The organism is Halobellus sp. H-GB7 (assembly GCF_030848585.1).
Classification (GTDB): Archaea; Halobacteriota; Halobacteria; order Halobacteriales; family Haloferacaceae; genus Haloquadratum; species Haloquadratum inordinatus.
Map to the genome: position 1 here is coordinate 110,283 of NZ_JAVDDW010000006.1, position 15,926 is coordinate 126,208.

The 15,926-nt window shown below is 58.0% G+C and carries 11 protein-coding genes; 10 read left to right on the plus strand and 1 reads right to left on the minus strand.

The window, feature by feature from the left end; genetic code table 11:
* Positions 1-34: 34 nt before the first annotated feature.
* On the plus strand, positions 35-952 hold the full coding sequence (locus RBH22_RS11685; RefSeq protein ID WP_306677579.1) for a hypothetical protein: 918 nt from the start codon (positions 35-37) through the stop codon (positions 950-952).
* Between the two features lie 556 nt (positions 953-1,508).
* On the opposite strand, the gene RBH22_RS11690 is transcribed toward RBH22_RS11685, so the two are convergent.
* Positions 1,509-1,775 carry a hypothetical protein gene (locus RBH22_RS11690; protein WP_306677580.1) on the minus strand — a complete coding sequence of 89 codons (267 nt, stop codon included), beginning with the start codon at positions 1,773-1,775 and terminating at the stop codon, positions 1,509-1,511.
* A 221-nt stretch (positions 1,776-1,996) separates the two neighbouring features.
* Between RBH22_RS11690 and RBH22_RS11695 the strand changes: the two genes are divergently transcribed.
* From RBH22_RS11695 to RBH22_RS11735, 9 genes are all read left to right on the plus strand, one after another.
* Complete coding sequence (locus RBH22_RS11695) at positions 1,997-2,416, plus strand: hypothetical protein (protein ID WP_306677581.1); 420 nt, start codon at positions 1,997-1,999, stop codon at positions 2,414-2,416.
* A 72-nt stretch (positions 2,417-2,488) separates the two neighbouring features.
* Complete coding sequence (locus tag RBH22_RS11700) at positions 2,489-4,183, plus strand: hypothetical protein (RefSeq protein WP_306677582.1); 1,695 nt, start codon at positions 2,489-2,491, stop codon at positions 4,181-4,183.
* Complete coding sequence (locus RBH22_RS11705; protein ID WP_306677583.1) at positions 4,180-5,016, plus strand: hypothetical protein; 837 nt, start codon at positions 4,180-4,182, stop codon at positions 5,014-5,016. The genes RBH22_RS11700 and RBH22_RS11705 overlap by 4 nt, the downstream gene beginning before the upstream one ends.
* Before the next feature lie 2 nt (positions 5,017-5,018).
* Positions 5,019-6,131: a hypothetical protein gene (locus RBH22_RS11710; RefSeq protein WP_306677584.1), complete on the plus strand. Its 1,113-nt coding sequence runs from the start codon at positions 5,019-5,021 to the stop codon at positions 6,129-6,131.
* Positions 6,131-7,252, plus strand: a complete 1,122-nt coding sequence (locus RBH22_RS11715) for a hypothetical protein (RefSeq protein WP_306677585.1) — start codon at positions 6,131-6,133, stop codon at positions 7,250-7,252. Before RBH22_RS11710 ends, RBH22_RS11715 begins: the two co-directional genes overlap by 1 nt.
* On the plus strand, positions 7,245-9,452 hold the full coding sequence (locus tag RBH22_RS11720) for a transferase (protein WP_306677586.1): 2,208 nt from the start codon (positions 7,245-7,247) through the stop codon (positions 9,450-9,452). The genes RBH22_RS11715 and RBH22_RS11720 overlap by 8 nt, the downstream gene beginning before the upstream one ends.
* Positions 9,442-13,770: an ATP-binding protein gene (locus RBH22_RS11725; RefSeq protein ID WP_306677587.1), complete on the plus strand. Its 4,329-nt coding sequence runs from the start codon at positions 9,442-9,444 to the stop codon at positions 13,768-13,770. The genes RBH22_RS11720 and RBH22_RS11725 overlap by 11 nt, the downstream gene beginning before the upstream one ends.
* A 379-nt stretch (positions 13,771-14,149) precedes the next feature.
* The gene (locus RBH22_RS11730; protein ID WP_306677588.1) at positions 14,150-15,397 is read left to right on the plus strand and encodes a hypothetical protein; all 1,248 of its coding nucleotides are present in this window, start codon (positions 14,150-14,152) and stop codon (positions 15,395-15,397) included.
* 62 nt (positions 15,398-15,459) lie between these two features.
* The gene (locus tag RBH22_RS11735; protein ID WP_306677589.1) at positions 15,460-15,915 is read left to right on the plus strand and encodes a hypothetical protein; all 456 of its coding nucleotides are present in this window, start codon (positions 15,460-15,462) and stop codon (positions 15,913-15,915) included.
* The last annotated feature ends 11 nt before the right edge of the window (positions 15,916-15,926 follow it).

Below are 15,926 nucleotides of genomic sequence, written 5' to 3' on the forward strand. Positions count from 1 at the left end.
GAGGATTACGTTCACGGACAGGTGTTCGCATTACGTGGAGTTACCAATTGATCCGACGCAAAACGACGCGTCACCACAAGAACTCATTCGCGATCTCCCCTCGAAAGCTGCCCGTCGTCGCGTACTCCAAGCGGCTGATATCTCCATCGATGTCGACGACAGGAGCTTCGCCGACACACTCGACGAACTCTCTCAGATCGAACTCCGACGGGCGGCGTCACAGCTCCGCTTTGCAGGTGACCGGACAGTCTACTACTACAAGATCGACGGTCTGCGCCAGGTTTCACCCGACGGAGCGACCGGCCAAGTCGGAGACGTGGGTTCCCCGGGTGCGTATGGACCCGAAGTCCAGACAGCCATCAGAGACCACGACCGCATCTACGTCGTCTGCAACGTCCCCGACACCGGGTCACAGACGCAACTGACGATCTCGAAGGAAACCAGGCCGACGACGGTCGCGACGTTCAAACCGAGGACCCAACTCCTCGCCGTTCGGGCTTCCGACGACAGTACCGCAGACGCGACCCTACAGGCTGTGCTGAGTTACCTTGGCCTGGATGATGCAACCCGAATTTCCTTCCTCGACACCGGATTCCGTGGACGGTTCGAAGACGCCTGCGTTAATGGGTATTCGACGCTTCGATTGAGGAATACGAACCCACGAGACACCTCGCGGGAGATCGAGGTCCGGTCAAAGGATCCAGAAGCTGGAAACGTAGCCGACGTTCGCACTGACGCGATTGTCGAGGACCTTCTCCGGCGTGGTGACACGGAACTCAACGCGGCAACGGGACTCGTCACCGTCTCGACTGACGTCCGCTCGATGGAACACGGCGAACCGCTGCATCCGCGAGTAACAATTGGATTTCCGGATGGATGGGTGGCCTTCGAACAGTTTGTTCCTGAGCAGATCCTAATCGAGTTCGACGATTTGGTGCGAGATTCGCTCTGAGAGCGATTCAGGCACTTAGTCGAAATCCCAGATCTTTCCCGCGAGTTCTGCTTTCGAGACCCTTGGCGTCTCTTTTAGATCCGAGTGGTCGGTGCATTCGATAGCCCCCTCAACGAACGAAACCCAAATATCCTCGTGCTTCCGCACCGACGGCGACCCGCTATCGGAATATAGACGTTGATCTCGAAGATGGAACTGGGGTTATCCTTGAAGATCATATCGACTACAGGGTTGAAGATGGGAAAATTGGCATCAGGCTCTGGAAGATCATCGTCGTCGAGTGAGATGAATTAACCAACAAATATCCACTATCCAACCACGCTGTTGGTTAATAATCTACGCTCTTATGCAAAGCTGCGGAAAAACGATCTGACATGAATTAGACCAAGCCGCTGTCCGGCGAATCTCTCGTTACCAGGAACCGCTAGCTCTTAGTCAGTTATAAGCTAACACACTCATTCCGTAGCTCTACATAAGAGCGATAATCTATATCCCAGAACATTCTACAGTCTCAACTAAGATCGGAAATCACGCCAATCTGCCCGTTAGGAGCGGATCAACCCTCTGTATCGTTGAGTTCGTCGTATTCTGCTTCACCGTTGAGGATTTGCTCGCCGAACTCAGTGAGGCGGTACGCGGGCTCCTCTTCGTGGCGCTCCGCGAGTTCATGATCAACAAATACTGGACAACGCTGAGAGATCCATTGGCGACTGAAGTCCGTATTGATCTCGAGGTTCTTTGCCGTGTGCCAGCCATCGTACTCGCCTAGTTCTTCGAGAATGTATGGGTCGGCAGGTACTGCCCAAGTAACTTCCCGATACATGTGGATACCTGCACTGTCGTCCGAAAAGATGTATATAACCCCCGATGCGTTTCTAACCTATTCTATCAGATGCTAGGAGATACAAAGGGTTTCTCAAGAATACGTTCGGATGTTCAGATTCATATACCCGGTCTGTTTGTGATAGAACTGAACGCTGATTCCACGCATCCGCTACGAGCTCGTGATCTATCGGACGATGGAACAGCTAACCATAGACACGTATGCAAGGATCAGATACCGATTCCCCGCAAGAAAAGCCAAAAACCACTGCACGGAATACTGTTAGACTGAAGCTCCCCCTCACCATCGCAGCCCTCTCCCTCATCGCAGTTGAACCAGCGCTCGCTCAACAAACATCACAGAGCGCGGTATGCAGCGCTGACAATCTCCCCGGAATGATTGAGGGCTTCTTTCAGTTAACCACTGGGCTGGGCATTGTCGGTCTCGCTGTTGTCTGGCAAGCTGACTCTCTCATCGAGATGTTCACGCTCAATCCAGACCAGAAGAAGGGACTCAAGCGCCACAAGCGCTCGGCAATGAAGTCCGCTGTGGTTCTCGTTATCCTCGGCCCGCTGTACACTGTCGCCGGATCGATGATGGGCCTCCCACTGGCGCAGTGTGTTGATCTCGTCCCCTGGTAAGCCATTCACTCCCCTCTCATCGTGAGACCCCTACAACAACGAGAACTAACCGTACTCATCGCAGCCCTCTGCGTGGCTAGCCTAGTCACGGGTATCGTCTCGGCGAATCCGCCGCGACCAGGTACGGAAGATAACGGACTCACTGAGAACGAGTCAGCGACACTCTGGTCTCGCGATGCGGACAATTACATCAGTCAGGAGGAGTACCACCAGCGCTACGGTGACGAGCGGACGTCGATCCACCAGCTTGCGAACGGGACGGATATCACGTTCAAACGCCCGCCCGAGACGGCCGCGACGTGGACTCGAAACGATTTCACAGACCTCGAAGCCGGTGGGTCGGATACGTCCGTCCATCCACCCCACGCATCCCTTGAGGACGGTCTATTCATCGAGGACGCTCACGCAACAGTGTTCGCGGTTCAGCCGTCGACTCGGGGCCACCTCGAATCCGGTGAAACGCCACTGTACATCGCCCCGAATGGCACGATGCGTGGGTTCGTCGATTACCGCGTCCGTATCCCAAACGGGAGCTCTTCGGGTAACAGCACTATCCAGTGGTCGCTTACGGATCACGAGATCGAGGAAGTTCGGCTGCAAAAGGACGGGGAGACCATCGCGAAGAGTGATGGATCACACACGCCGGCCATCGACTACCAGATCGACGACGACTGGAGCGCAACCCTCACCCTCGAAGCAGAGCTCCACGTCCGACTGAAGAAGACGACCCGGACCGACGTTGTCAACGGAACCAATGTTGATGTCGTCTACCGTGAGGAGACGCGAAATGTCTCGGACTCAATTGACGTTGAGGTCTACGACCTCTCCGCGTACCCCTATTACGCCGAATATCCGAACGGGGATTCCGGCGTTGCCATCTTCCAATCCCGTCCCTGGCAGGGGTACACGCTTACTGAGGACGGTGACACGAGAGTTCGTGGTGTCTGGCGATTCTACACTGCCCGAGACACCAGCTGGGACGGGCTCGTGCGGTCCAACCGAACCGCTAGTACCGACGTGAAATCGGAGGCAATCCCTGTGTACGTCCACGCGTATCCCTCCCGGATTGGACCGCGTGCAGAGCCAGTTCGGGATGGCCCAGAGATTGTCGACACGTGGGGGACTGACCGACCTTCTCCGGCGGGAACCATCGGTGAGAACGTCAACATCGAGGTCGTAAATCAGTCCTATTCGACGACGTACGGTGTCGCCGTTCGAGCCGAGACTGTCGATCGGGAAGCCATCTACGTTGCAGGTATCGTTCGAGGAGTCAACGCGTCGATCGTCGAGCCTGCCGCGGGTTCTGAACGACACCTCCGTCGGAGTACCCTTACTGCGGAGGTTCTGCAACAGAACCAGTCACAGGCCACACTCCGAATTGAACTCCGTGATAACGAAACTGGCGCACCGATCATCCTCGACGACAGCAGTCGCTGGTATCCGATTGGGGGAACCACCCGCAACGGATACATCACCATCGCCGGCCAGCAGGTCGAGACCAATGCGTCCGGGGTAGCCATTGTAACCGTCGACGATCCTGGGATCTACACGGCCCGATATCACCCAGGCTCGTGGCTTGGGCATAATCCAGCCTACGTGAGTGATACGGCGACTGCCCGCTGGCATCCACTCGGAACCATCGACGGCTGGTTCGCGTTCCTATTCGAGATCTTCTGGCAGTTCATCCCGTTCTTCGTGATGTTCTACGCTGGACATCGTCTCCTCCGAATGCTCGGTCCAGAAGACCTCTTCCAACGAGACCCATGACACGAAACAACCCAATCATCAGCAGACGAAACGTCCTCCGAACAGCCGCAGGTGCAGCGCTTGTAAGCGTTGCAGGATGCCTGACCGACGATGGAGACTCTGGCACGCCCGGTGACGGGACTGGTTCTCCAGACGGGGAAGGGCCACTGCAACGAGTCGCTGTCGAAGGGACCACGCTCGTTGTCGAACTCTCCCCTGACGCTGATGTCGACCAGATCAACCTCATTCAGCCGAACGGAGAGCTCTTCGGAACCCGTGACGTGGCCGCAGGGGTCCAACAGGTCACGTTCGAGATTGGAACCGCATATGAGCCTGGTGAGTATCGCGTAGTCGCACTGAAAGGCGAGGAGACGGTCACAGAGAGTACGACGGATATCGTACCGGAGATTCAGATTCAGGACGTTGGACTCTACCGGAATAATCCTGACAAGCCGTGGGACGAGGTCTATGGTGACACTGAGACAGACCGAAAAAAGAACGGAGAGGCATTCGTTACCGTCGCGAACGTTGGTAGTGGGCCGGATGCTGTCGTAGAACTTCTGTTCTCTGGTGATGTTCCAAATCCGATCGAGGACCCAAGAGGGGGTGGAATCTACGATGCTGAACAAGTTGTAATCGCTCCAGGTGAGACAACTGATCTGTACAGTAGCTCGTTCCCATTCGGCACAGAAACCGAGAATGGAATGGGTTGTTCGCCAGACGGGAATAGTGGCCAATTCACCGTCACTGTTGAGACACGAGTCGCAGGCAATCGAATCTCAAAATCCTACGAAGTCCAGTACTCAGGGTCCGACGACATGACGGACTGTGAGGTCACAATTACGGAGGCGTAACGGTGGTTGACCTAATTGACGTCGTACTCGAGGGAATCAAAGGCGTCGTTGATTGGTTCATCGGGCTGTTCATGGACGGCCTCGTCACGGGATATGAGACTCTGACTGAGGGGATGTTTGGAACTCCTACTCCAGAGACGAACGGGGCCTTTGTTTTCGGGCAGCCGACCAATGCACCCTGGCCAGCACTTCAAGATGCTCTTGTCGGTGGCGAGATCATGCTTCTCGCGCTCCTGCTCCTCGTGATGAGTGTTCAGGGGCGCCACACAGTTCGGATTTTCAATATTGGCAGTGCCTATGAAGCTCGGAAAGCTAAGAAGACAGCGTGGGTCGGGGCTTTTCTAATCATCACGTGGTACTGGGTTGGGACTCTGGCGCTCTACTTAGTCGACGGATTCACAATCGCACTGATGCCAGAACTCTCCTCAGTTGCCGAAGCTATGCTCGGGTTTCTAGAAGTGACGATCACAAATCCCGGCTTGGGATTCTTGTTCGCGTTCATCGGCGGAATTTCGATGTGGGCTTTGGAGGCTCTGTTCTACATTCGCAGGGTCTTACTCTACGTATACTTGTACGGGATGCCGATTGCGTTCGCACTCGCCTACGGCAATATCCCTATCATCTCTAGCATTGCGACGGGATTCTCAAAACGGTTCGTTCCACTGGCCGTACTTCCATTGCCCGCAGCAATAGTCCTCAAAGGATATGACCTCATATACGCTGGCGGGTCACTAACACCCGGAACAGCGTTTCTCAAATATCTAGTCGCCGCTTCCCTCCCGCTGGTTGCGCTCTACATCACTTGGAAGACGTTCAAGTACGCGACTCCGCTGACAGCTAGGGTTGTCGGAGGGGCGACGAAAAGTGCTGCTCTCATCGGCGGTGTCGCGGCTGGCGCCTACGTTGGTGGTGCGGGTGTCGCGACGACAGCAGCGCGGTGGGGGCCGAAAGCAGCAGCTGGCCATGCGGTTGCACAGAAAGCTGCTGCTCGAGGCGGACACGGAACTGAGGACGGAGCCCCATCGTACCGTCGAACCGAGAATGACCCCGGTGGGGCCACAGCAGACGCATCGAGTGACAAACGCGGAATGGAGTACGATCGAGGTATTCACTAATGTCTACAGATCCAGACGCGGCAGCGCGGCGTATCATGAACCAGTTTGGCGAGGAGAGTCGCATCCCCTACCTCAACATCGAGGAGGGAGACGTCGGCGTGCTCATCGCCTTCCCCATCATCGGGCTCTTCATCGCGAGTCTCACTGGCGTCGAATCGCTCGCTCTCCCGTTCGTAGCCGGTGGACTCGGGTTCGGTGTTGCTGTCATCTACGTCTCTCCCGATCACCTGAACGCGTGGACGTGGACAAAGGACGTCTATCGATACGCCAAGCGCCCGCGGGTCACGTTCAGTGCCCCAGAAGCAGCCGACAGTACCACGAACGAGACAGAGCGAAACGAGGGCGGGCTCGCAAACTACACACCGTTCAAACCGGACGAGCGAACACAGGATCTGACGAACATCAAGCGGGCGTGGCCCGGTGCTGGGGCGATCCAACGGACGGACGGCACGATGGAGGCCTTTATCGAGATCGACCCGGGGAACATGGACTTCGCGATGTCCAACGACTGGGCCCAGCTCCAGAAGGCGGGCGAAGACTTCGCCAACAAGGAACTCGACTCAAAGCTCAAATTCCACGCAACGACCCGTTCATTCCCGGTCGAGCAAATCACGGAGACCATCGAGGAACGGCTTACCGACGAAGACGTCACGGAGAATCCGATCTTCCGGGAACTCCTCGAGGAATATCGAGAAACACGCCCCAGGGAGATGCGTGACCGTGGCATCCAACAGATGCGATACTACCTTGGCGTCGAGGTTACTCCGCTCGAAGTCTACGACAGATACCGAGACGAAGGCACACCTGCGGAGAAACTGACCAAGTTCCCCGTCATCGGGTTCCTGTTCAATCCCTTCGTGACGCGACGTGAGGACCTCACCGATGTCGAACGTCGCGCCCAAATGTTCGAGAAACTCGATAGCCGCGTCAACGACGTTCGCGCCGAGTTCATTCAGCAAGCGTCTGGCTGGTCTGCTCGTCGGCTCAGTACGGTCGAACTGTTCGTTCTGAACATGGACTTCTGGAACGGACGAGAGCACGACTACGACGAAGCAGACCGCGTCATTCGCGAGCAACCGATCATCGGCCACTCACGCCGGGAGGATGAGACCAATGCGTAGTGTCACTCTCCAAGCGAGCGGCGGACCTCTCGCCCAGCTCACAGAGTGGCTACTGAACCCAACGTCACCCGAAGGTGTGGCAGTTTACCTTCTATTGGTTGTGGCCCTCGGAGTCGCCGGTAAACTCCTCTGGAACCGGCATACCGCCGACGACGAACCCGAAGTCGATTTCTCGGATGTCCTCGACGAGGAGACGCTCGAAGAGGGGCAGGCAGAGGGACAGCTCCTCGACGACATCTCCGAGTCCCACAAGACGGTGACTGCGCCGGCAGCCATCGAGTGGGGAACACGGGCAGCTCACGTCGGCGAGCAGTGGACGACGACGCTCTACATCGCTGACTACGCCGACTACCCGAACGACGGCTATCTGAGCGATCTCTTCGAGCTGACCGACGTCGAATTCGACCTCACAGCGCACATCACGCCGAAGAACCAACAGCGGGCGCGGAACGAACTGCAGGACATCGCTGACGACCTCCAGGTTGACGCCGATCTGGAACAGAGCGTCCGCAGTGCGTACCTTCAGGAGCGAGCAAACGAAGCCGCTGCGACCTACAAAGCCGTCGAGAGCGGCGCGAACGTCTTCGATCAGGGGATGTTCGTCACGGTTCGCGCCGACGATAAGGACGACCTCAGGGACTCAGTCCAGAAGGTCAAGAGCGCACTCCGCGACGATCCAGCGAACCTCACGCCGAAGACCGCAATCTGTCGGCAGGACCTCGCGCTGCAGTCGGCTGCTCCCATAGGAGACAACGTGTTTGGCCGCGAATCCATCGCCCTCGGTGGGGCCGTTGGCGCGCTCCTCTCGTCGCCGCATAACGCGACTATCCTCGAAGAGGGCGGGGTTGAGTTCGGTATTCACAAGGACAACCAGAGCCCCGTCGTCATCGACCCGTTCGCCCGTGACAACGGGTATGCGATGTTCACCGTCGGCGATACTGGGTCTGGGAAGTCGTTCGGCTCGAAACAGAACTTCATCCGCTCTATCGAGCAGAGCAAGGACCGCATCGGTATCATCCTCGAACCGCTCAACAACTGGGCAGGCGTCTCCGAAGCACTCGGAGCGAAACGAATCACCGTCGGTGGGACGCTCGGTCTGAACCCCCTGGAAATCCGCCAGACGCCAGACCACGTCCAGCGGGCGATGGGTGAGGACGCGAGCCCGTTCAACGAGAAGCTCGACGACGCTATGAGCTTCCTGACGAACTTCTTCGCACTGCGAGGCATCTCACTTGGGGATCGTCGGACAACGCTCGAACTCGGCCTCAAGCGCGCCTACAAGCGCAACGACATCACCGACGATATCTCGACGCACAGCAACCCCAGCCCGACCATCCGGGAGATGATGGACGTTTTCGAGGACATGGTCGACGACCCCGAGGAGTTTGTCGTTCGTTCCGACGAGGAGGCAGGGAAGATTCGCGAGGACGCGACGTGGCTGCTGGACCAGCTTCGGCCCTTCGAGGAGGAGGGTCGCCACGCCAATCTCGGGAAGTCCTCGGAGTTCGACATCCGCAACGAGAAGGTCATCTACCTCGATCTCGCACAACAGGAGGGCAGCGTCGACAGCAGCACGGCGCTGACGATGCAGTTGCTCATCTCGCTCGTGTACGAGCGGGCGAAAGAGACGGACAAGGAAGTCGTGTTCGTCATCGACGAAGCGCGGTACATCATGCAGGACGCCGCGAGTCTGGCATTCTTAGAGACGGTGTTCCGCCATCACCGCCACCATGACCTCTCAATTCGGCTCGTCACCCAGACCGTCGACGAGTTCTTCGAACACGCTGAGTCCGAAGCCATTCTCGATCAGTGTGCCGTCAAGCAGTTCCATCGCCTGGACGGGATGGACGACCAGTGGGCCGACGAGTTCGGCCTGAATTACGCCCAGATGCGCTACGTGCAAGACGCGGTCCCCGGGAACGAGGATGCCGGCTTCTCCGAGGCACTCGTCGGCGTCGACGGTGAGTGGCGCGGGATAAAGGTTGAGGCAATGCCCAAGGAGAAGCAGGTCATCGACTTCGATCCCACCGAGCGACGGCGCTCGTCGCTCCCTGGTGCTGGCGAGGAAGCTGTCGATACCGACGTACAGGAGTTCCGTGAGGAACTCGAGAAGCAGACGACAAACGGGGAAGAAAAATCGACGGAACCAGCGACAGTGGAACCTGATGGCGGTTCAGAGGTGAGCGACGATGATGCGTGAGTATCTTCGGGTCACGCCGACCTCCGAATCTCTTCCCGTGACGGAGATCCCGCAAGTTCTTGCCAGTCTTCACAAACTGACGACAACGGCTTCGCCGAGTCTCGCACAGAAATTGAATCCGCTACACAGTACGCGTCCGCTTCACTTCGAGTTTCTCGCGCTGAGCGAGGGGGCAGACGAGCCAGTTGAGTTCCTCTACGGGGCTGACGAACACCTCGATACACTCGCGAAGCGACTGCAGTCCATCTACCCATCTACATTCGATATCGAACGCGTCGAGATAGATCTCACGTCGAAACTGATCCAGCCAGTCGAATACACGCAGGAGGAATTCGTCGATCGTGTCCATAAGGACAGCATCCACTACGAATTCGCCCCCGACGAACAGCGAGAGTCACCTGCAGGCCCAGCAGATGAACGCACGGCGGACGAGGAAGCGCCTGAGGGGGAGGATTCAGTCGCGGATGGTGGCACAGTATCTGAGTCGAACGAGCAGTACCTCATCGAGCATGAGGATGGTACCATCTCGGTCGCGCCTCCGAACACTCTGCCTGCTGATCAACCGCTGACGACGCTCACGAAGCCGACCGCGACGGGAAACGGAACGGTACTCGCCCGGCCAGCCCTCGAGATGGTCTCACCGGTCGGCGTCCGATGGTACGGGAACGCCACCAGGAAGGAAGACTGGATGACGTTGCTGACACCATTCGTGGAGGATGCGACTGACTCCTTGTCGACGCCCGACCAGCCGGGGGACTCTCTTGCCTCGCTCGTCGACCATCTGATCGAAGCCGAGCATCCGATTGCCTTCCAGGTCGTCTTCCAGCGGAAGTCGGACTGGACGTCCGATGCAGAGATTCGCAAAGAGAACCTGATCGACGGGCGAGACACACTCTTTCAGGAGTGGGTTGGGCCGTTTCTGGAGGTTGAGGAACAACCAAGCGACCGAAGCGAACGCCAGCTGAGCGAGCCAGTCAAGCAACGAGTCGAGCGCATCACAGCCAAGACCCCGAAGCGGACGTTCACCGTGAATATTCGGGCGATCGCTGTCCCAACGGACGATGATGCTGCCGACAATCTCGACGCCCGAATGGATGCTCTCCGCCCGGTGTTCGATCCGCTCGACGGCCCATTTTATGGAATTGAAGGCCAGCGACTCCAGAGCAAGGGCTTTCGCCAGACAAGCAAAGAGAAGAACGCACGAAAGTCGCTAACCCGGCTGTTACATCGGGACCTCGATACTGGCCGCGGAAAGAAGCGACCGGGGTTAGTCCTGAATGGAAACGAACTCGCGCACTTCGTGATTGCACCATCCTCCGAGCAGTTGACCGTCGAGGGGACGAGAGGGACGCGTGCCGAACAACAGAGCCGGAATCCACTCCCTCGCCCGCATCAAGACCTGATGCGCCAGTTCCGTGGAGGTATGGACATCGGCTTCGCGCTCGACGAGAACGGTGAGCCTGAAGAGCAGCCAACCGCGCTCCCACCGAGTGTACTCCCAACGCACTACGGCCGGTTCGGCACGACCGGCTCAGGGAAGTCGAAAGCGCTCATCAACGACATCCTCTCGCTCTATGAGAATACTGACGGACCAGTCATTCTCATCGATCCGAAGGGTGACGGTATGAGCCAGAACTACATGCGTGCCCACGCTCGCCGGTTCGGAACAACCGACCTCGAGGAGAACGTCGTTCACTTCCCGCTGCCGGATGTGCTGCCCGGCTTCTCGTTCTTCGATCTCGAACCCTCGGTGGAGAACGGACGACGCCGTGAGGATGCCGTCCAGCGGAAGGCCGACCACTACGAGGAGATTCTGAAACTCGTGATGGGTACAGATCGCTACGAACGAGCTACCGTTTCTCCGACCCTGATCAAGACACTCATCAAGGCCCTGTTCGACGAGGAACACGGCCGCGAGAACGGTCTGTATCGGGAGTCGACCGACTACTTCGCTCATCGACAGCTAGAACACATCGTTGACCAACTCTGGGAGGCCGGGCCACCGCAGGCGAATCTTGGCGAAGCCCCGCAGTCAAGTGACGAGGAGGTCGTCCGGACGATTCGGCGGCAGCTCCAGCTTGACTCGAACACCTTCGCGAACGTGATGGGCGGTGTCGGGAACCGTCTCGCCTACATCTCACAGGATACCCATCTACGGCGGATTTTCAATAACACTGAGAACCAGTTCGACTTCCGCGACATCCTCGACGAGAACAAAGTCATTCTGTTCGACCTCGGCGATCTTCGGGACGAGGCCGCCCGCATCATGACGGGCGTGATCTTGACCAACCTCGATGATGCCCTCAAGGAACGTAAACGCGACCTCGAACAGTACCCGGATGACTACGTCGTGAACTTGCTCATCGACGAGGCAGCATCGGTCGTGGTTTCGGACATTATGAACGACCTCCTCGAAAAGGGTCGGAGCTTCGGCCTTTCGGTAGGATTGTCGATGCAGTTCCCCGAGCAGATGGAGGTCGAAGGCGGGCGGAAGGTGTACCTGAACGCGCTGAACAATATCGGGAGCTCCCTCGTCGGAAAGATCAATGTTGACCGAGAGCTCGCTCAGGCGATGGCCCACGAGGAGATGGACCCGGTCGACTTCGCCAATCGCATTCGGTCACTGCCTCGAGGTGAGTGGATTGCGAGTCTCCCGAGCCCGACGTTCGGCGAAACGGGCCCGTACCCGTTTAGCGTAAAACCGTTGCCGATTCCCGCAGGTCATCCCGAGAGCGAGTCTCCGCTTGATAACCGGGAAGAGGACCGTTTTGAGAACTCGCTATCGACCATTCACGAGCGAGCAAGCGACGATTTCGGCGTACCCGAAACGGGGGTTGCGTCTTCGGAACGGTCCCCAGAAGCAGTACAGGAGATCCTCGGCACGGCAAACCAGGATCTCGATCAGGCGCTCGCGAAGACGATTCGGATCATCCAGCTCCGAGAGGGCGTTCGTGATGAGAATGGGTGGGTAGCCGTCGAAGATGTCGACGCCGAACTACGGTCGTGCTTCGATGAGATAGATAACGACCCGCCGGATTACGATGCGCTTGCGGACATCCGCGAGCGGTCGCGGCTGCTCGATGTCGATCTTGATGCAGCCGCCGACGAACTCCTGGTCTGCCTGACTGACGTTGGAGAGACAGCAGCAGCACCAGATACTGGTGACACGAGAGCCGCTGGAAGTGACGCGCACGATGCGGTACTACTGGAGGTCGAGGCTGCACTCACGGCGCTCGGATTTCGCGTCACGATTCTCACACAGGACGGCAACGAACAGCCAGACGCGAAAGCGACACATCCCGACCTCGACGAGACGTTTGCTATCGAAGCCGAAACTACGACGCCAGAGAACCCGGTGAAGGTCCTCACCAACCTCAGAAAAGCACAGGACGCTGAACACATCCCGTTGTTCGTCGTCCGCCCCGGTGAGACGGAAACCTACTGGGCTGAACGGGTCGAGCGAATTCTGTCACCGCCGGTTCAGCAGCTTACCAACGGCGAAACCCGATTCTACACCCACGATGGGCACATCACCTTTCGCGGAGGGGCGACCGAACAAGGTGGCGTAACGGCTGTCAGGCCCACCGCTGGTGAGACAGATTCCGGGCGAACCGTTTGGTCGCACGAAGATAACGAACTCGTACTCAAAGATAGCGATGGAGCCGAGTACGTCCGTCTCTCGTCACTCGCGGATGCATCCAAAGACCGCGTCCCTGCCACCTACAGCTACGACCATGCAGCTGACGAGTACGTGGTGTACGAGCAGGGTGAGCAGCATGTCTACGACACGAAGGCGGCGTTCGAGGCCGAGTGGGTACGCATCAAGAAACCATTTGTCCCTGAAGCCGAACTCCCGACGCCTGAATACGGCCCTGAGTCGTACGCGATTGTCATCCTCCCCGACGACGGTAAGCCTGTCGTATACGATAACGGAGAAACGCGCTCCGTAGAGACACTATTCGAGATAGTAACGCCGAGTGGAGATGGGGGAGCTGCGGACCAGAAGAGTGGGACTGCCCAGCAAACTGAAACGCCGCAAATCGAAGAGATTGCCGATGATCCGGATGCGGTCGTCAAGCGGTTCGCGGACATCTACCTCATCGAGGATGCTGAAAGCACGGTGGCCGCGGGGGAGGTATACGAGCGATACGACCACTGGGCTGAACGGAATAATATCGAGCCAGACACCAAATCCTGGTTTGCTCGCCGGCTCAGTAATCACGTCACATTCGAGCGGACGACCCAACGCGAAAATGGCGATCCTGTTCGATACTACGTGGGACTTGCATTCGGACAGTGTGGGAGCGTGAATGAGTAATGGTGGCGTACAGCCTCACCTGCGATTCTGGCGTGGACGGCAGTTTTAGCCTGCGTAATGGAAGGATCAGTTCGCGTTACGGCCTCAGCAGCAACCACGGGCCCAGAATCTATAAAATCGACAGACGGAAGCGTGTTACGCCAACCACCGAGATTGCCGTAACGCGAACGCAATGGTGGACCGTTGCCGTGCGTCCGCATTGGCCGTTCTCGATCCATTCTTCCTCAAAGACGGCGTCCGTGTTACGGCAAAAACCAACTAGTATTGGAGGGGGGTTCCCCGTTGGAACCAAGGCATTGGATCGGCGGCCACTGGCCGGTGGCAGTTTCTCGTCGACCCCGAAGGGGACCGAGGTCGCTGGAGGAGACACTATAGAATCATGACTACTCAGATTACGCTTGACGGGTCGGTACTCCCGACGGCGCTCATCGAATACGACCAGTGGATCTGCTGGGACGAACAGGAGCGTAACGGAAAGCCGACGAAGGTTCCGATCACGCCGGGGAGTGGGGAGTTCGCCTCGTCGACGGATGAGCAGACGTGGACTTCCTTCGACGACGCCCTCGAGTACGCCGAGTTGGGAGACGCTACTGGCATCGGCTTCGTCTTTACTGACGATGATCCGTTCGTCGGCGTTGACCTAGACGACTGTCGGGACCCGGACTCCGGCACTGCCGATGAGGCAGCAGAGGACATCATTGACCGGCTCGATTCCTACACTGAACGCTCGCCATCGGGAACAGGGTATCACGTTCTGGTACAAGGAGAACTCCCTGACGGGCGAAACCGGAAGGGAACGATCGAGATGTACGACTCGGGGCGTTTCTTTACGGTTACGGGAGATCACGTCGCCGAGACGCCGACGGCGGTCGCCACTCGACAGGACGCGCTCGCAGCGGTTCATCGTGAGTACGTCCAGGACGATATCGGTGAACCGAGGGACAAGGATAGCTCTGGTGAGACAGCAAGAGAGCCCAGCACGGAAATCGACCTCGATAATCAGGAACTCCTTGAGAAGGCACAGAACGCGTCGAATGGGGAGAAGTTCGAGCGACTCTGGAATGGAAACATGCTCGGCTACGAAAGCCAGTCCGAGGCGGATATGGCGCTCTGTTTCCTGCTCGCGTTCTGGACCGGCGGCGACGCCACGCGGGTGGATCAGCTCTTCCAGCAGTCCGGGCTCATGCGCGAGAAATGGGACGAGGTCCATTACGCCGACGGCTCGACCTACGGCGAGAAGACCATCGAGCGGGCGATCGCCGGCACCTCGGAGTTCTACGACCCCGATGCAACAAGTGTCCGAGAGACGGAAGACGACATCCAAGGCCACGACGTAGCACCATCGGCGGGACAGCGGAAGCAGACGTACCTGACTGAGAAGAACCGACTCCTCAAAGAGCGCGTCAGCGAACTCGAGGCTGCGCTTGAGGAGAAGAACGACCGCATCAACACGCTGGAAGCGACCGTTCGTGACCTTCAGGAGGCGCTTGCCGAGCGCGAGTCCGAGATCGAGCAACTCGGTGATCAGGACGACGTCGACGACGCTAGCGACGACGTTGAGGAGAGCGGATCAGTTAAACAGACGATGTGGATGCGCGCAAAACGCTTCCTCGCAGACGACAAGTAACGCTCTGGGGAGTTTTTCTCCCCGACTAGGGGTGACGGGGGCAGAACAGCTCCCGAGTACCCATGTACCAAGGTCGTCAGCAACAGCCAGCACGGAGCACCGAGACCCAGATTACGAACGACACACGTGGTTCACCGTGGTCAGATCTTCGTCTGACGATCCCGAACACGCGAAGCGGTGAATCGATCGTCTCGTTCGTTGAGTGCACTCTTGTCGAACTTACCCACGAAGACGTCGGTGCCGAATACGTCTCCTCGAACGTCTGGGGCGTGAAGCGGACGCAGTTCATGGCAGTCGACGACGTCGGCGAGACGTTCCAAAAGCGCCACTATGACGAACGACTCGGGTGGCATGAGCAGACGATCAGTCGTCAAGTGCTTCGCGAGGAGCTAGTGAATCGCCTCTCCCGGTCACCTTCGTTCGCGACGAAACGGAGCCACGATGCGCCCGTCGACGAGTCCGATACGTTCGCGGTGAAGGCCCGCCACCAGTTGCAGTGTGAGATGCGAAGACGGTGAGTCCTTAACCA

Coding starts and splice junctions, on each gene's coding strand:
- RBH22_RS11730 (WP_306677588.1), top strand. CDS start 14,150: ATGACTACTCAGATTACGCTTGACGGGTCGGTACTCCCGACGGCGCTC.
- RBH22_RS11715 (WP_306677585.1), top strand. CDS start 6,131: ATGTCTACAGATCCAGACGCGGCAGCGCGGCGTATCATGAACCAGTTT.
- RBH22_RS11735 (WP_306677589.1), top strand. CDS start 15,460: ATGTACCAAGGTCGTCAGCAACAGCCAGCACGGAGCACCGAGACCCAG.
- RBH22_RS11705 (WP_306677583.1), top strand. CDS start 4,180: ATGACACGAAACAACCCAATCATCAGCAGACGAAACGTCCTCCGAACA.
- RBH22_RS11720 (WP_306677586.1), top strand. CDS start 7,245: ATGCGTAGTGTCACTCTCCAAGCGAGCGGCGGACCTCTCGCCCAGCTC.
- RBH22_RS11725 (WP_306677587.1), top strand. CDS start 9,442: ATGATGCGTGAGTATCTTCGGGTCACGCCGACCTCCGAATCTCTTCCC.
- RBH22_RS11695 (WP_306677581.1), top strand. CDS start 1,997: ATGCAAGGATCAGATACCGATTCCCCGCAAGAAAAGCCAAAAACCACT.
- RBH22_RS11690 (WP_306677580.1), bottom strand. CDS start 1,775: ATGTATCGGGAAGTTACTTGGGCAGTACCTGCCGACCCATACATTCTC.